General features: G+C 68.8%; 14 protein-coding genes. 7 read left to right on the forward strand and 7 right to left on the reverse strand.

Annotated elements, in window-relative coordinates; all coding sequences use genetic code 11:
* Window positions 1-5: 5 nt before the first annotated feature.
* Entirely contained in the window at window positions 6-1,118 is a 1,113-nt protein-coding gene (locus tag ASF25_RS17830; RefSeq protein WP_056306262.1) for a hypothetical protein, read from the reverse strand.
* Window positions 1,119-1,284: 166 nt separating this feature from the next.
* Between ASF25_RS17830 and ASF25_RS17835 the strand changes: the two genes are divergently transcribed.
* On the forward strand, window positions 1,285-3,603 hold the full coding sequence (locus ASF25_RS17835; RefSeq protein ID WP_056306265.1) for a Tex family protein: 2,319 nt from the start codon (window positions 1,285-1,287) through the stop codon (window positions 3,601-3,603).
* A 4-nt stretch (window positions 3,604-3,607) separates the two neighbouring features.
* Here ASF25_RS17835 and ASF25_RS17840 read toward each other — a convergent pair whose 3' ends face one another.
* The 3 genes from ASF25_RS17840 to ASF25_RS17850 form a co-directional block, all read right to left on the reverse strand.
* Window positions 3,608-4,114, reverse strand: coding sequence for a phosphate-starvation-inducible PsiE family protein (locus tag ASF25_RS17840; protein ID WP_056172654.1), 507 nt, complete (start codon window positions 4,112-4,114; stop codon window positions 3,608-3,610).
* A 78-nt stretch (window positions 4,115-4,192) separates the two neighbouring features.
* Window positions 4,193-4,753: a DUF4337 domain-containing protein gene (locus tag ASF25_RS17845; protein WP_056172651.1), complete on the reverse strand. Its 561-nt coding sequence runs from the start codon at window positions 4,751-4,753 to the stop codon at window positions 4,193-4,195.
* 127 nt (window positions 4,754-4,880) lie between these two features.
* Complete coding sequence (locus ASF25_RS17850; RefSeq protein WP_056266798.1) at window positions 4,881-5,768, reverse strand: peptidylprolyl isomerase; 888 nt, start codon at window positions 5,766-5,768, stop codon at window positions 4,881-4,883.
* 252 nt (window positions 5,769-6,020) lie between these two features.
* Between ASF25_RS17850 and ASF25_RS17855 the strand changes: the two genes are divergently transcribed.
* The 3 genes from ASF25_RS17855 to ASF25_RS17865 all read left to right on the forward strand — a co-directional run bounded on the left by ASF25_RS17855 (window position 6,021) and on the right by ASF25_RS17865 (window position 9,889).
* A complete protein-coding gene (locus ASF25_RS17855) occupies window positions 6,021-6,341 on the forward strand; it encodes a hypothetical protein (protein WP_056172645.1) in 321 nt (106 codons plus the stop codon).
* Between the two features lie 247 nt (window positions 6,342-6,588).
* Window positions 6,589-9,477 carry a preprotein translocase subunit SecA gene (gene secA / locus ASF25_RS17860; RefSeq protein ID WP_056172642.1) on the forward strand — a complete coding sequence of 963 codons (2,889 nt, stop codon included), beginning with the start codon at window positions 6,589-6,591 and terminating at the stop codon, window positions 9,475-9,477.
* Between the two features lie 10 nt (window positions 9,478-9,487).
* The gene (locus ASF25_RS17865; RefSeq protein ID WP_056306267.1) at window positions 9,488-9,889 is read left to right on the forward strand and encodes a GNAT family N-acetyltransferase; all 402 of its coding nucleotides are present in this window, start codon (window positions 9,488-9,490) and stop codon (window positions 9,887-9,889) included.
* Window positions 9,890-9,980: 91 nt separating this feature from the next.
* On the opposite strand, the gene ASF25_RS17870 is transcribed toward ASF25_RS17865, so the two are convergent.
* Window positions 9,981-11,927, reverse strand: a complete 1,947-nt coding sequence (locus tag ASF25_RS17870; protein ID WP_056266788.1) for a potassium transporter Kup — start codon at window positions 11,925-11,927, stop codon at window positions 9,981-9,983.
* A gap of 205 nt (window positions 11,928-12,132) precedes the next feature.
* A complete protein-coding gene (gene ispG / locus ASF25_RS17875) occupies window positions 12,133-13,440 on the reverse strand; it encodes a flavodoxin-dependent (E)-4-hydroxy-3-methylbut-2-enyl-diphosphate synthase (RefSeq protein WP_056306269.1) in 1,308 nt (435 codons plus the stop codon).
* A gap of 361 nt (window positions 13,441-13,801) precedes the next feature.
* Here ispG and ASF25_RS17880 point away from each other — a divergent pair, with 361 nt between their 5' ends.
* The 3 genes from ASF25_RS17880 to ASF25_RS17890 all read left to right on the forward strand — a co-directional run bounded on the left by ASF25_RS17880 (window position 13,802) and on the right by ASF25_RS17890 (window position 16,634).
* The gene (locus ASF25_RS17880; protein WP_082483802.1) at window positions 13,802-14,914 is read left to right on the forward strand and encodes a patatin-like phospholipase family protein; all 1,113 of its coding nucleotides are present in this window, start codon (window positions 13,802-13,804) and stop codon (window positions 14,912-14,914) included.
* Between the two features lie 75 nt (window positions 14,915-14,989).
* A complete protein-coding gene (locus ASF25_RS17885) occupies window positions 14,990-15,607 on the forward strand; it encodes a sigma-70 family RNA polymerase sigma factor (protein ID WP_056172628.1) in 618 nt (205 codons plus the stop codon).
* 262 nt (window positions 15,608-15,869) lie between these two features.
* Window positions 15,870-16,634, forward strand: coding sequence for a hypothetical protein (locus tag ASF25_RS17890; RefSeq protein WP_056306271.1), 765 nt, complete (start codon window positions 15,870-15,872; stop codon window positions 16,632-16,634).
* 141 nt (window positions 16,635-16,775) lie between these two features.
* Here ASF25_RS17890 and ASF25_RS23930 read toward each other — a convergent pair whose 3' ends face one another.
* A complete protein-coding gene (locus tag ASF25_RS23930) occupies window positions 16,776-16,904 on the reverse strand; it encodes a hypothetical protein (RefSeq protein WP_274533795.1) in 129 nt (42 codons plus the stop codon).
* Window positions 16,905-16,982 lie beyond the last annotated feature (78 nt).

The following is a 16,982-nucleotide window of genomic DNA, read 5'->3' on the forward strand; positions in this document are numbered from 1 at the left end:
TCGAGTCACGGGGCCGGGGCGCGCTTGCGCAGGATCATGTCGCCCCGGAACACGAACTTCTGGGCGCGCTTGCCGGTGTCCACCTCCGTGGTGAACACGTTGCCCTTGGAATCGATGGCGAGGTTGTGGACCCAGTGGAAGTCGCCGGCCATGCGGCCGTTGCGGCCGAACGCGCCCACCACCGCGCCGGTGTCGCGTTTCAGGGTCCGGACCTCGTTGTTGGCTCCGTCGGCGTTGAGGAGGTAGGTCTGCTCGGCATCGGGCCACAGGGCGAGCTCCCAGACCGAGCCGTTGGCGCGGGTGTTCTTCTCGACGAAGAACTCCTTCACGAAGCGGCCGTCCTTGTGGAACACTTGGACCCGGTCGTTGGCGCGGTCGCAGATGTAGACGAGGCCGTCGCGGGCGATCTGGACGCAGTGGACGGGGTTGCGGAATTGCTGGGCCGGCGCGGCGGCCGGATCGTAGGGTGGCAGGGCCTCGTCGGTGGGCGGCTTGCCGTAGGCGCCCCACATCCGCTTGAACGCGCCGGTCTCGGCATCGAACACGATGACCCGGTGGTTGAAGTAGCCGTCGGCCACGTAGAGTTCGTTGGTCTCGGGGTCCACCTGCATGGCGGCCGGGCGGCCGAGCCGGGTGGTGTCGAGGCTGTTGGTCTGCGGACCCTGTTTGCCGATCTGCAGGACGAACTTGCCCTCCGGCGTGAACTTCAGGATCAGCCCATCCTGATCGCCGTTGCCCGCGAGCCACACGAAGCCCTTGTGGTCGATGTGGATGCCGTGCTCGTTCTGCGGCCAGTCGTAGCCCTGCCCCGGGCCGCCCCAGGACCGGATCAGTATACCGGCCTGATCGAACACCAATACCGGCGGGGCCGGCACGCAGCACTTCGTGCGCGGCGGGTCGAGGCTCGCCGCCTTCTCGTCGTCCGTGAGGGAGCGGGGCCGCTGCACCACCCAGATCCGATCCTCGGCATCCACGGCGACGCCGGAGGCTTGGCCCATGATCCAGTTGTTCGGCAGGGCCTTCGGCCAGGCCGGATCGACCTGGAAGGTCGGCGGCTCCGCCGACGCCGGTCCGAGGAGCATGAGCCACAGCACGGCCGGCCCAAATCCGAGCTTCATCACCACCTCCCCGAGACGTCTGTTCTTGGGCGCGAGACGTCTGTTGACGTCTGTTCTTGGACGAAAGTGTCTGCCCGGATCGCGGCGTTGTCCAGCGACGGCGATGCCCGTTTGACCGTCCGGCGCGCGGACCTGTAGACACCCCGGCCCCACCGGGAGACGCTGCATGGCCGCCATCAACGCAATCCTCGCCGCCGAACTCGGCGTGGCCGAGTGGCAGGTGAAGGCCGCCGTCGATCTCCTCGACGGGGGCGCCACGGTCCCGTTCGTCGCGCGCTACCGCAAGGAAGTCACCGGCACCCTCGACGACACGCAGTTGCGCACCCTGGAGGAGCGCCTCGCCTACCTGCGCGACCTCGAAGCGCGGCGCGCGGCGGTGCTGGAGAGCATCGAGGCCCAGGGCAAGCTCGACGCCCCCTTACGCGCCCGCATCCTCGCCGCCGACACCAAGGCGCGGCTGGAGGACCTCTATCTGCCGTTCCGGGTGAAGCGCCGCACCAAGGCGCAGATCGCCCGCGAGGCCGGCCTCGGGCCCCTGGCCGATGCTCTTCTGGCCGGGCCCGACCAGGCACCGGAGGCGGCGGCCAAGGGCTATGTCGATGCGGGCAAGGGCGTCGCCGACACCGACGCCGCCCTGGAGGGCGCGCGGTCGATCCTCATGGAGCGCTTCAGCGAGGACGCGGAACTGGTGGGGTCCTTGCGGGAAACAGGCTGGCAGCGTGGCCGGATGGTCGCGACGGTGAAGAAGGGCAAGGCGGCGGCGGGCGAGAAGTTCGCCGACTATTTCGCGTTCGCCGAGCCCCTGACCCGCCTGCCCTCGCACCGCATCCTCGCGCTGTTCCGGGGCGAGAAGGAAGAGGTGCTCGACCTCGACCTGACCGACGCCGTCGGCGACGAACCGGCCAAGGGACAGCCCTCCGCCCAGGAACTGCGCATCGCCAAGACGTTCGGCGTACGCGACGCCGGCCGACCGGGCGACGCGTTCCTCATGGACACCGTGCGCCGGACGTGGCGGACGAAGCTCAAGCCCAGCATCGACACGGACCTGCGCGCGCGCTTGTGGGCCGTGGCCGAGACCGGCGCCGTCGGTGTGTTCGCCGGAAACCTGCGCGACCTGCTGCTGGCGGCGCCCGCGGGCGCCCGCCCGACCCTCGGCCTCGATCCGGGCTTCCGCACCGGCGTGAAGGTCGCGGTGGTCGATGCCACCGGCAAGGTGGTGGCCACCGATACGATCTACCCGCATGAGCCGCGCCGCGACTGGAACGGCGCCCTCGTGACGCTCGCCAAGCTCTGCCGCGCGCACGGCGTCGAACTCGTCGCCATCGGCAACGGCACGGCGTCGCGCGAGACCGACAAGCTCGCGGCGGACCTCATCGCCAAGCAGCCCGAACTGAAGCTCACCAAGGTGATGGTCTCGGAGGCCGGCGCCTCGGTCTACTCGGCCTCGGCCTATGCCAGCGCCGAGCTGCCCGACCTCGACGTCACGATCCGCGGCGCCGTCTCCATCGCCCGGCGCCTGCAGGACCCGCTCGCCGAACTCGTGAAGATCGAGCCGAAAGCCATCGGCGTCGGGCAGTACCAGCACGATCTGGCGGAGGGGAAGCTGTCCCGCTCCCTCGATGCCGTGGTGGAGGATTGCGTGAACGGCGTGGGTGTGGACGTGAACACCGCTTCCGCGCCCCTGCTCGCCCGGGTGTCCGGTCTCACCGAGCGGGTCGCCTCCAACATCGTCGTCCACCGCGATGCCAACGGGCCGTTCCGCAGCCGCGCCAGCCTCAAGAAGGTCGCGGGCCTCGGGCCGAAGGCCTACGAACTCGCCGCCGGCTTCCTGCGCATCCGCGACGGCACCGATCCCCTCGACGCCTCGGGCGTCCACCCGGAGGCCTACCCGGTGGTGCGCCGGATTCTCGCCGCCGCCGGTCAGCCGATCCAGGCGGTCATCGGCAATGCGGGTACGCTTCGCGGGCTCGACCCGAAAAAGTTCACCGACGCGACCTTCGGCCTGCCCACGGTCACCGACATTCTCTCCGAGCTGGAAAAGCCCGGCCGCGATCCGCGCCCGGCCTTCAGGACAGCGACCTTCCAGGACGGTATCGAAAAGATCTCGGACCTCAAGCCCGGCATGCGCCTCGAAGGCGTGGTGACGAACGTCGCCGCCTTCGGCGCGTTCGTGGATGTCGGCGTGCACCAGGACGGCCTGGTGCACATCTCGATGCTGGCCGACCGGTTCGTGAAGGACCCGCGCGACGTGGTCAAACCCGGCGACGTGGTGCAGGTGCGCGTCGTCGAGGTCGATCCGAACCGCAAGCGCATCGCCCTCTCCATGCGGTCGGACGATGCGGACACGTCCCGCCCCGGCCGGCGCGAGGAGCGCCCGGCCCCCGCACGGATGCAGGCCGCCCCGCCGCCGAAGGCCGGAGCGGAGCCCGGCGGCGCCATGGCGGAAGCCCTGCGCCGGGCGGCCGAATCCAAGCAGCGGCGCTGAGCGCCTACTCCTGTCCCGCCACCTGCTGATCGTCGCGGGCGCGGTGCAGCAAAAAGATCGACAGCACCATGACGAGGATGAGCCCGGCGAGCACGCCGAGCTCGATCATCGAGATGCGAAACAGCGCCTCGCGCTCCGGCGTGAGCGGGCCATGCGTGACCTCGGACGATTGCAGGGTGATCACCAAGACCCGCCGGATCGACGCGATGAGGCCGACGATGAGGAACGGCTCGCAGGTGAGCTTGCCCGAGCGCATGGAGACCCGCACCGTGTGCAGGATCTCCACCAGCATCAGCAGGAACAGGAGCCGGTCGACGATCTCCAGGAGCTTGCCCGATCCGCCGAGTTCGCGGATCGCCCCCACGAGGAGCCCGGTGGCATCGACGAGCGCCAGGATCGCGGTGGCCGCCAGAAGCACCCCGAGCACGGCGTAGACCGCGTGCTCCGTGTGCATGAACAGAAAGCCTGAGGCCCGCGTGAGCCGGCTTTCCCCGTCCGCATCGTTCGCCATGGCGTATCCACCCCGGCGCCGGCTTCAATCACCGGTCGCAGGAAGAATTTGACAGGCAAACCGACCGCTTGTCGAGTATCAGTGGAAGAACGGCAGCACGTGGGGCGCGTAGAGACCGAAGCCGAGCATCGCCAATCCGGCGAGGCCGATGAGGGCGCCGCCGAAGACCAGGGCCGCGATGCCGGTGATCACCTCGGCCGACGCGAGCACGATGCCGATCTGGAAGGCGGCGGAGCCGAACTCGTAATGGTGATAACGGTGGAGCGCCTTGTCGCGCACCTCCTGGGCGTGCCGGGCCTTCTCGCTGAGTTCCTTGCGGCCCTCGCCAGTGGCGGGCTCGCTGTCCCAGCGGGCCATGGTCTTGGCCCACTCGGCGCGCTTGGCCTTGATCGCCTCCGAATTCGCGGCGTCCGGCGGCAGCAGGGCCAGGGTCTCGTCGGCGGTCTTGAGGATGGTGCCCCGGATGGTGCGGGCCTGGAAGTAGGCCCATTGATTGGACGATTCGACGTTGGCGCTGAGCGCCTCCGTCTGCGCGCCCTTGGCCAGGGTCTCGGCCAGCGCAAGGAACAGCGCCAACACCGAGATCAGCAGCGCCACGCGCTTGTTGGAGCTTCCGCCGCCCCCGTGACCACCCGACATGCTGCCCCCTCGATTCGACGGGCGCAGTCACAGCCGATCCGGGAGCCAAGCGCAACCATAAACCGCGCAACCATCGATACGCGCGCCCCGCCGAATGCGGGGCACGCCGGTTTCCGGGTCACTGGACTCAGGGCTTCTTGGGCTCGCCCTTCCCCTCGGCTGGGGCGGCGCCCGTGCGCTCGACCTTCGCGGCCTCGCGCAACTTGAGGATGAGATCCTGCTGGGTCTTGCGGGTGATGTACTGCTCGACCTGCTCCTTCATCTCAGCGAAGGTCGGCACCGGCTTCACGCGCTTCTCCTCGACCTTGATGACGTGCCAGCCGAACTGGGTCTTGATCGGGTCCGAGACCTGCCCGGCGTTGAGCTTGAAGGCCGCCTCGGCGAAGGGCGCCACCATGCGCTCCTTCGTGAACCAGCCGAGATCGCCGCCCTCGGCCTTCGAGCCCGGGTCCTTCGAGGCCTCGGCCGCGACCTTCGCGAAGTCCTCGCCCCCCTTGATGCGCACGGCGATCTTCTTCGCGTCGTCCTCGTTGTCGACGAGGATGTGGCGCGCATGGACCTCCTCGTCCGGCTTCATCGCCTTCACGGTCTGCTCGTAGAGAGCCTTGGCCGCCTCCGGCGTCACCGCCTTCTTGGCCTCGCGCTCCAGGTACTCGTCGAGGAGGAGCTTATCGCGGAAATAGGCGAGCTTGCGCTGGAAGTCCGGGGACTCGGCCACCTTGGCCGCGTCGGCGGCCTGCGCGCCGACCTTCAGGTCGACCATGTAATCGACGAGCAGATTCTTCTTCTGCGCGTCGTCCACGCCCGGCAGGGACAGGGCCGGATCGTCCGACGCGATGGCCAGATCGCCCTGGGTGATCGGGGCGCCGTTCACCTTCGCCACAACCGTCTCGGGCGCCACGACGGGGGCCGCCGGCGCGGGGGCGGCGGGCTGCTGCGCCTGGGCGCCGGCCAGGGGCGTGGCCAGGAGCAGCGCGAGGGCGCTGGTGCGCAGGAGGGCGTGGGTGATGGGCATCGCGGCGTCCTTCGGGCAGGGCGCCTCGCTGCATCCCCGCCTCACCGTGCGGTCGGACTCGGTGCGAGGCGTGATCGGTGCGAGAGTTGGCGGCGGCCGGAAGGCCACCGGAATCACGCCCTCACAGGTGGCGTGCGCCGGCGTCGATGGCAAGCCGGGCGGGCACGATCCATCGCATCCGCCGGGTTGCGGCGAGGCCGCCTTAACGGATCGGGGCGTAGGGTCCGTCCGACTTGTTCCGGGAGGTGTCGCGTGCGTGCAGATTCGGTCGCCCTCGCTGTGGTCCTGCTCGGCGCCGGTCTCATCGGCGGTGCCTCGGATGCCGAGGCGCGCGGGCGCCGCAGTCCGGGTGTGGCGTTCGTCCCCGCCGCCACGGGCAGTATCGGTTCAACTCCGGCCGGACCGGTGCGGCAGGAGCCCGCCGCGAGCCTGGCGATGCCGCGCCCGATCCCGTCCGTCGTCACCCCCCTCGTGACCGCCCCCGCTCCCGTCAGGGACGTCCGTACGACGCAGGTCTGGTGCGGTAGCGGACGCATCGTCGGCTCCGGGGCCGGGTTCTGCGAGATCAACTGATTCGTCCCTGCCGCCCGCTTTCTGGCAACCGGGCGTGAGAACCCCGGCCTGAGGCCGGGTTGACGACATCATGCGCTTAGGGCGGGCGCCCGGTATCGGAGCGAATGCGACGCCGTTCCGCCTTCGCGAACCTGAGGACATCGACGTTCGCGAGGGCGCGGCTCTTTCGGATGCGTCGGGCAATATTTACCTCTATAAGCCCGGCCAACATTCGCCTTCACGCTTTTCGATCGACCGTAGGTTCACGATGCTCGGTGCCCTCGCCAAGAAGATTTTCGGCTCGTCCAACGACCGGCGCGTGAAGGGCTACCGTCCCCGTGTGGCCGAGATCAACGCCCTGGAGCCGCAGCTGGCCAGCCTGTCCGACGCGGATCTGCGCGCGCGGACCGACATGCTCAAGGGCGAGCTCGCCGCCGGCAAGTCCCTCGACGATATCCTGATTCCCGCCTTCGCCACCGTGCGCGAAGCCGCCAAGCGGGCCTTGGGGCAGCGCCACTTCGACGTGCAGCTCATCGGCGGCATGGTGCTGCACGAGAGCGGCATCGCCGAGATGCGCACGGGCGAGGGCAAGACCCTGGTGGCGACCCTGCCGGTCTACCTCAACGCCCTCTCGGGCCTCGGCGTCCACGTGGTGACCGTGAACGATTACCTCGCGTCGCGCGACGCCGAGTGGATGGGCCGCGTCTACCGCTTCCTCGGCCTCACCGTCGGCACCATCGTGCACGGGCTCGACGACGAGCAGCGCAAGGCGGCCTATGCCTGCGACATCACCTACGGCACCAACAACGAGTTCGGGTTCGACTACCTGCGCGACAACATGAAGTACGAGCTCTCCCAGCTCGCCCAGCGCGGCCACAATTTCGCGATCGTGGACGAGGTCGATTCGATCCTCATCGACGAGGCGCGTACCCCGCTCATCATCTCCGGCCCCGTGGACGACCGCTCGGAGCTCTACGTCTCCGTCGATGCGCTGATGCCCCATCTGGAGAAGGAGCATTACGACCTCGACGAAAAGCAGCGCACGGTCTCGCTCACCGAGAGCGGCAACGAGTTCATCGAGGACCTTTTACGCGGAGCGGATCTGCTGAAAGAGGGCGATCTCTACGACGCCCACAACGTCTCCCTCGTCCACCACGTGAACCAGGCGCTGCGCGCCCACACCCTGTTCACCCTGGACAAGGACTACATCGTCAAGAACGACGAGGTGGTGATCATCGACGAGTTCACCGGCCGCATGATGCAGGGCCGGCGCTACTCGGAAGGTCTGCACCAGGCCCTCGAGGCCAAGGAGCGGGTCACGATCCAGCCCGAGAACCAGACGCTCGCCTCGATCACCTTCCAGAACTACTTCCGCCTCTATTCCAACCTCGCCGGCATGACCGGCACGGCGTCGACGGAGGCCGACGAGTTCGCCGAGATCTACAAGCTCGAAGTCGTCGACATCCCGACCAACAAGGAGGTCGAGCGCGTCGACGAGGACGACGAGGTCTACCGGACCGTGGGCGAGAAGTACGACGGCATCATCGCCGAGATCGAGAAGGCGCATGCGCGCCACCAGCCGATCCTGGTCGGCACCGGCTCCATCGAGAAGTCGCAGCATCTGGCCGAGATGCTCACCAAGGCCGGCTTCACGCCGCTCGATTACTCGGACCTCAACGCCCTCACCGACGTCTACGCCGCCGCCCGGGAGGGCCGGGTGACGAAGCGCTTCGCCGTGCTCAACGCCCGCTTCCACGAGCAGGAGGCCTATATCGTGGCGGAGGCCGGCGTGCCCGGCGCCATCACCATCGCGACCAACATGGCCGGGCGCGGCACCGACATCAAACTCGGCGGCAACGTCGAGATGCGCGTCGAGAAGGAGCTCGCGGGCATTCCCGAGGGTGCGGAGCGCGAGGCCAGGATCGCGGCGATCAAGGCCGAGATCGCGGAATACCGCGAGAAGGTGCTGGCGTCGGGCGAGCCGGCCGACCCGGAGGCCGGTCGCAAGAAGGCCCTGCCGGGCGGCCTCTACATCATCGGCACCGAGCGCCACGAATCGCGCCGCATCGACAACCAGCTGCGCGGCCGCTCCGGTCGTCAGGGCGATCCCGGCCGTTCGAAGTTCTACCTGTCGTTGCAGGACGATCTCATGCGGATCTTCGGGTCTGATCGCATGGACGGCATGCTGACGCGCCTCGGCCTGGAGCAGGGCGAGGCGATCATTCACCCATGGATCAACAAGGCCATCGAGAAGGCGCAGCAGAAGGTCGAGGCGCGCAACTTCGACATGCGCAAGAACGTGCTCAAGTACGACAACGTCATGAACGACCAGCGCAAGGTGGTGTTCGAGCAGCGTCGCGACTTCATGGGCCAGGAGAGCGTGCGCGACACCGTCGACGAGATGCGCCACGGCGTCGTCGACGACCTCGTCGCCGTCCACGTGCCCGAGAACGCCTACGCCGAGCAGTGGGATGTCGAGGGCCTGCGCGAGCGGGTCCAGACCGTTCTCAACCTCGACGTGCCGGTGGAGGATTGGGCCAAGGAAGAGGGCATCGCCGACGAGGAGATGCGCGACCGCCTGCGCCAGTCGGCCGACGACGCCTATGCGGCGCGCACGGAGAAGAACACGCCCGAGGTGATGACTTATGTCGAGAAGCAGGTGCTCCTGCAGACCCTCGACCATCTCTGGCGCGAGCACCTCGTCACCCTCGACCACCTGCGTCAGGTGGTGGGCTGGCGCGGCGTGGCCCAGCGCGATCCGCTGAACGAGTACAAGTCGGAGGCCTTCGACCTGTTCAACGGCCTCGTCGGCAGCTTGCGCGAGCAGGTCACCCAGCAGCTCGCCCGAATCGAGATCATGTACGAGGACCCGGCGTCCGAGGAGACGCCGTTCGCCTCCCCCGCCCTGCCCCAGATGTTCGCCCAGCACCTCGATCCCGTCACCGGCGAGAACGAGTTCGGCCGTTCAGGCACGGGAAGCGACGGCGGGGCCGGACCGGCCTACGGCTACGCCGCGCAGGCGATGCCCACGGACACGGCGGTGCTGGAGCGCGACCCCACGGATGCCACCACCTGGGGCCGGGTCGCGCGCAACGAGCCCTGCCCGTGTGGCTCGGGCAAGAAGTACAAGCACTGCCATGGCGCTTTCGCCGCCTGAGCCCCGGACGATGGTCACCTACGGCATCGAGCCGGATCTCGACGTGGCGGAGTTCCGCCGCGTCCTCGTCGAATCGGGCCTGGCACCACGCCGGCCCGCCGACGGTCCCGCACGGTTGGAGATGATGCTGGCGGCGGCCGACCTCGTCGTCACCGCCCGCCGCGACGGCGCCCTCGTGGGCGTGGCCCGCACCCTCACCGACTTTTCGTTCTGCGCCTACCTGTCGGATCTCGCCGTGTGCCGCTCGGCGCAGGGCCTTGGCATCGGCCAGGGCCTGATCGCCGCGACGCGCGAAGCGATCGGCCCGCAGGCCTCGCTCCTGCTCACGGCCGCCCCCGACGCGATCACCTTCTACGAACGCATCGCCATGCCGCGGGTGCCCGACGCGTTCCGGTACGACCGGGAGGCGTGAGGGGCGAACACAGCCCATAACCTCGCAAATCCGGAGTCAGGTTCTGGATTTGCGAGGTTGTTTGCTCAAGGAGAGGGGTGGGCGATGCCCCTCACACCGTCACCTGGGTCCCGACCTCGACCACCCGCCCCGTGGGGATCTGGAAGAAGTCCGTGGCGTCGTTGGCGTTCTTGGCCAGCGTGATGAAGATCCGGTCCTGCCACAGGGGCATGCCCGAATGGGCCGCCGGGCGGATGGAGCGCCGCGACAGGAAGAACGACGTCGCCATGATGTCGAACTTGAAGCCCTGTTTCTTCAGGAGCGTCAGGGTCCGGGGGATGTTGGGCGATTCCATGTAGCCGAACTTCATCACCACCTTGGAGAAGTGCGGGCCGATGGGCTCGATGCGGACGCGGTCGACGGCGCGGGCCCGGGGCGTGTCCACGGTCTCCACCGTGAGCACCACGTTCTTCTCGTGCAGCACCTTGTTGTGCTTGAGATTGTGCAGCAGGGCTGCCGGCGCGATGTAGGGATCGCTGGTGAGGAACACCGCCGTGCCGCGCACGTGGTGCGGCGGGCTCTTCTCCAGCATGCCGACGAGTTCGGTGAGCGGCACGTCGGTCTTGCGGGTCTTGTTGATGAGGATCGCGACGCCGCGTACCCAGGTCCACATCACGACGATGAGGGCGCCGGCGAACAGCAGGGGCACGTAGCCGCCCTCGAACACCTTGAGCATGTTCGACAGGAGAAACAGGAACTCCAGGGCGGCGAACGGCAGGATCGCGAGGCCCGCGGCCCAGGGGGACCACTTCCAGGTCTTCCACAGCACGAGGAAGGCGAGGCTCGCGGTGATGAGCATCGTGCCGGTCACCGCGATGCCGTAGGCCGAGGCGAGGGCGGCGGACGAGCGGAACAGGATCGCCAGGATGACGACGCCGACCATCAGGAGCGCGTTGATCTGCGGCAGGTAGATCTGCCCCGAATGCGATTCCGAGGTGTGGCGGATCTCGAGGCGCGGCAGCAGGCCGAGCTGAATCGCCTGGCGCGACAGGGAGAACGCGCCGGTGATCACCGCCTGGCTCGCCGTCACCGTGGCGGCGGTGGCGAGCAGCACCATGGGCAGCAGGCCCCATTCGGGCACGAGCTGGAAGAACGGGTCGCTCGTGTCGGGCTTCGCCAGCACCAGGGCGGCCTGGCCGAAATAGTTGAGCACGAGGCAGGGCGCCACAAGGTAGAGCCACGCGATCTGGATCGGCCGGCGGCCGAAATGCCCGAGATCGGCGAACAGGGCCTCGGCCCCCGTCACCGCGAGGAACACCGCGCCGAGCGCCACCAGGGCACCGGTGCCGTGGCCAAGCAGGTAATGCAGGGCGTAGTACGGGTTGATGGCCCAGAACACGTCCGGGGTGGCGTAGATGTGCGGCAGGGCGGCGAGCGCCATGGCGGCGAACCACACGGCCATGACCGGCCCGAAGAAGGTCGCCACTTTCCCTGTGCCCCGGTTCTGGATCAGGAACAGGGGTACGATGATCGCGATGGTGATGGGCAGAACGTAGGCCTCGAAGGCCGGGGTGACGAGTTTCAGCCCCTCCACCGCCGACAGCACCGAGATGGCGGGCGTGATGATGGCGTCGCCGTAGAACAGCGACGCCCCGAGCAGGCCGAACATGAACACGATGCGCGAGCCGCCGAGCGCCGAGCGGGCCAGCGCCATGAGCGAGAGGATGCCGCCCTCGCCGTTGTTGTCCATCCGCATGAGGATGACGACGTATTTGATGGTGACGATGAGGAGCAGCGCCCACAGGATGAGCGAGGCGACGCCCAGCACCTCCTCGCGCAGGAGGATGCCGTCGGCGCGGGCGGAGACCAGGGCCTCGCGGAAGGCGTAGAGCGGGCTCGTGCCGATATCGCCGTAGACGACGCCGACGGAGCCCAGCACCAGGGTCCACAGGCTGGCCGGTGCGTGGGCCCGGCCCGTCTCCGCGTCGATGGCCGCCGCGGACGGGTCCCCCCCCTCGGGGGTGGGACCGGGCGCGCTCGGAATGGCGGATTGCGTCATGCGGCTCGATCGCGACGTGTTGCGAGCCCGGGCTTTTCGCGACGCACCATCGGGAGTGCGCGAAGAACGCGGGGCCGGTCCCGACGAAGTCGGGCAGCGGGGATTAGGCTGCGGTCACGCTATCATGCGGCGCAGCACGCGAGAACGGCAACCCGCTCGGGATCACCGTTCGGCCAACAGGCATGGCGCGCGCCGCGAGCGGCGGCTACTCCGCGGCGCTGCGGGTGCCGGCGCCGAAGCGGCGCTCGATGTAGTCGGTCACCACGGTCTCGAAGTCCTTGGCGAGGGTCGGCCCGCGCAAGGTCATGGCCTTCTTGCCGTCGATGAACACCGGGGCGGTGGGGGTCTCGCCGGTACCCGGGAGCGAGATGCCGATATCGGCATGCTTCGATTCGCCGGGGCCGTTGACGATGCAGCCCATCACCGCGACGTTGAGACCCTCGACGCCGGGATACGCCTTCTTCCACGCGGGCATCGACGTGACGATCCAGTTCTGGATGTCGCGGGCGAGTTCCTGGAACGTGGTGGAGGTGGTGCGTCCGCAGCCGGGGCAGGCCGCCACCAGGGGGACGAAGGTCCGGAAGCCCATGGTCTGCAGCAATTCCTGCGCGGCCTTGACCTCGACGGTGCGGTCGCCGCCCGGCTCCGGAGTGAGGGAGTAGCGGATGGTGTCGCCGATGCCTTCCTGCAGCAGAACGCCGATGGCGGCGGAGGCGGCGACGAGGCCCTTCGAGCCCATGCCGGCCTCGGTGAGACCGAGATGGATCGCGAAGTCCGAGCGGCGCGCCACCTCGCGGTAGACGGCGATGAGGTCCTGTACCGCCGAGACCTTGGCCGAGAGGATGATCCGGTCCTTCGGCAGACCGAGTTCCACGGCGCGCTCGGCCGAGGACAGCGCCGAGCGCACCATCGCCTCGCGCATCACCGCGCGGGCGTCGATGGGCCGGGGCAGCCGGGCGTTCTCGTCCATGAGGTGCGTGAGGAGTGCCTCGTCGAGGGAGCCCCAGTTGGCGCCGATGCGTACGGTCTTGCCGTAGCGGATCGCCTGCTCGACGATGGTCGAGAACTGGGTGTCCTTCTTCTCCTTGAAGCCGACATTGCCGGGGTTGATCCGGTACTTCGCCAGGGCCTCGGCACAGGCCGGATGGTCGGCGAGGAGCTTGTGGCCGATGTAGTGGAAATCGCCGACCAGGGGCACGTGGATGCCGATGCGGTCGAGGCGCTCGCGAATCTTCGGCACCGCCATGGCCGCCTCGTCGCGGTCGACGGTGATGCGCACGAGTTCCGATCCCGCGCGGGAGAGCTGGGCCACCTGCGCCACCGTGCCGTCGATATCGGCGGTGTCGGTGTTGGTCATCGACTGCACGACGATGGGGGCACCGCCGCCCACCATGACGGCTCCTTCCCCGGACCCGACCATGACGCCGACGGTGCGGTGACGGGGGCTGGGACCGGCGATCTCGGGGGCGTTGCCGCTGATCGGGTTGGCGGGGGTCGCGTCCATGGCTTCCATCGTTGATCCGTGCGCTCCGAGGAACCTCCGCCGGCCTTGCGGCTTTGGTCCGTCCGCGAGGGCGCCATTGAGCCCGGCTGGGCGATCCGGCCGGTGGCGTCCACGACGCCCTCTTGTCTACGCTCTCGACCGTTTAGCTGAGATGACGGTGAGCAGGCGTCAAGCCCGCACCGTCCCGATGGTCAGGGGCGCTGGTCTGGTGTCAGGCCATCCCATGTCCGATCCGGGGCGAGATGTCGAGTTCATCGCTGCGCCGGACAAATGGCTGCACTGCGCGCCGTGGGGGGAACCGGGGGCGTCCCGGCCCGATTGTTGCCCTGTCGCATCTTATGTTGCGGTGCACCATCCATTGGGAGGCCCCATGCTCGACGCGAATCAGGACGTGCCCCTCGACTCACCCGCCGATATCGGCCCCGGTGGGTCCTGCCCCGAGCGGGCCACGGCGCCGACGCAGGTCCTGGCCGGTCCGCGTGCGGAGAAGACCGTCGCGTTGGCGCTCCAGGGCGGCGGGGCACATGGGGCTTTCACCTGGGGTGTGCTCGATGCGCTGATCGAGGACGGACGCCTCGGCTTCGAGGCGATCACCGGAGCGAGCGCCGGAGCCATGAACGCCGTGGTGATGGTCGACGGCTGGCTCGAGGGTGGTCCCGATGGGGCACGCACCGCCCTGGAGACGTTCTGGCGCGAAGTAAGTCTCGACAGCGATCTCTGGCCGGTCCAGCGCGGGGCCCTGAACGGCCTGTTCGCCTTGTGGAAGGACAACCCCGTCGTCGAGTTCTGGGGCCGCGTGATCAAGACGAGCCCCTACGCGTCGAATCCGCTCAACTACAATCCCCTCCGCAAGGCTCTGGCCAAGCAGGTGAACTTCGACCGTCTGCGCGAGGCCGAGACGGCGGCGGTGTTCGTGTCCGCCACCAATGTCTGGACCGGCAAGCTCGCTGTGTTCGAGCGCTCGGATCTCAAGGTCGATCACCTCATGGCCTCGGCCTGCCTGCCGACGGTGTTCCAGGCGGTGGAGATCGACGGCGTGCCCTACTGGGACGGAGGCTATCTCGGCAATCCACCGCTTTATCCCCTCTACCGGGGGGCGGAGACCCGCGACATCGTCCTGGTGCAGATCAACCCCGTGGAGCGGCGCGAGACCCCACGCACGCAGCAGGAGATCCAGGATCGCCTCAACGAGATCACCTTCAACGCCAATCTCATGCGGGAATTGCGCGCCATCGATTTCCTCGACGGCCTCATCGCCGAGGGCGTGCTCGGACAGGGCGGCTACAAGTCGCAATACGTCCACCGCATCGACGGCACCGGCGCCCTCGACGATTATCAGGCGTCCTCGCGCCTCGACGCGCGTCTACGGGTGTTCGAGCGCCTGCGCGACAAGGGCCGGGGTGCGGCCCAGGCGTGGCTCGCCGAGACCTACGATCAGGTCGGCCGGACCTGCAGCCTCAACCTGCAGGCCACCTACGCTTAGGCGCGTTTCGACGGAACGGAGCGATGCCCTGGGGGTCGGCGGGATTAATCCCGTCGGCCAACCGTTATACCTACTATGACGACCGAACCGATCCGGCCCGGCTCCGCCACATCCATCGTCGATCTCATGGTGCCCCTGCGGCGCTACGCGCGATCGTTGACCCGCGACAGTCTCCGGGCCGACGACCTCGTGCACGACGCCCTGGTGCGGGCCCTCGAATCGGGTCAGATCCACCGACCCAACACCAACCTGCGCACCTGGATGATGACGGTGCTGCACAACGTCTTCATCGATGAGCAGCGGCGCAAACGCGTGGAATCACGCCATGCCGAAGCCCTCGTGCAGATGAGCGAAGAGGTCGCCCAGCCCGCTCAGGAGGCTCAGGTGCGCCTCGCCCAGATCCGCCGCGCCTTCCTCACCCTTCCGGAAGAGCAGCGCGCCGCCCTGCACCTCGTCACCCTCGAAGGCATGGCCTACGCCGATGCCGCCGCGGTCCTCGGCATTCCCATCGGAACCCTGATGTCACGGCTCGGTCGCGGCCGCGCCGCCCTTCGGGCCTTCGAGGAAGGCGAGCGCGATCTCCCGGAACAGCGTAGCCCCCCACCGGAGCGGCCGCGCCTGCGCCTCGTGCCCCAGCAAGCTGGGCCGGGCGCGGGCGCAGGGCTCGGGGGACGAGCCGCCGGGAAGAGCTGACCGTTTCGCAAAGAAATACGATCGCCTATCATCGCCCGGCAACGGGCAGGATTCGATTGTCCGGCCCACACGAGCGGGTCCGCGGGACATCAGAAGGAACAGGGGCCGGCGCACATCGCTCACGGGGTCGCATCGACCTCCGGACGAGGCGCCGGTCCAGACGATTGCCGAAGGCGTGGCCATCACGGCGACGAACCGACCGATCTGGCCGGACGACCATCGGCGCCGAGGCGCAGGCCAGAACCGAATGGAAGCGACAGCGATGGTCGACCCGATTACCGACACCGATCTCACCGCCTTCGTCGATGGACAGCTCGATGTAATGCGACGCCTCGACGTGGAAGCGCACCTTGCCCGCACCCCCGAGATCGCCGCCCGTGTGATGGCCGAAATGCACGACCGCGACGCCCTGCGCGAGGCGTTCGCGCGGATGCCCGGTTCCGGGCCGGAGCGCAATCGCGCGGCCGCCCGGCGCCTCGACCGATCCCTCGCCTGGCGCCGCGCCGGCGACCGCCTGCGCCGGGCCGCGGTCATCGCCCTCCTCGTCGGTGCCGGATGGCTCGCCCATTCGGACAGCTTCCTCCTCGGGGTGCCGGACACCTTCGCCGCACCGGTGGACCCGACGCTGGTGTCCGATGCCCGCAACGCCCGTGAAGCGGCCCAGATCCGCGGACGGCTGGCGGCCCAGCGCACGACCACCTACGACCGCACCGGCATCGCCGGCGCCACGGGCATCGCCCTCCCCGACCTGCCGGGCGACTGGACCGTGCGCGACGTCCAGATCGTGCCGGCCCGCAACGGCACCGGCGTCGAGGTGGTGATCGATGCCGGGGCCCTTGGCGAACTCTCCCTGTTCGCGACCCATGTCGGCAAGGCTGGCCCGGGCGAGGGCGAAGTCGCGAGCCCCGGCAACGGCGAGACTGCCTACTGGGCCGTCGGACGCACGGCCTATGCCTTGAGCGGCAGCGACCAGGTCGGCCTCAAGGCCGCCGCACAGCGGCTGGCCGCGACACCGACGAAGCTGTAGGGCCGCCGACCTGCGATCCCGACCCGCCGAAGCGTCGGCGGGTTTCGGTGTGCCTCCCGGGATGCCAGGTCGAGGCCGGTTGGTGTCGTGAGCGTCGGGACGGCAGACGCCATGACGCAGCGGGCGCTTCGTGAACCGTCGTCAGGCGGTCGCGAGGCGCCGACGGCCGAAGGCGCGGGCGCTCAAGGCGCGGACACCTCGGAACGGCAGCAGCACCAGCCGCGCGACGGCGGCGAGGGCGAGGACGAGGACAACCGTCAAGACGACCATCAGAGTTTTGACCATCAGGCACCTGCTTCGTGATCGGCACGTCGCGGCTCCGGAGGGGAGCCCGACCGTCGGCCCTGA

The sequence above is a fragment of the Methylobacterium sp. Leaf100 genome, from assembly GCF_001422845.1.
Taxonomy (GTDB): domain Bacteria; phylum Pseudomonadota; class Alphaproteobacteria; order Rhizobiales; family Beijerinckiaceae; genus Methylobacterium.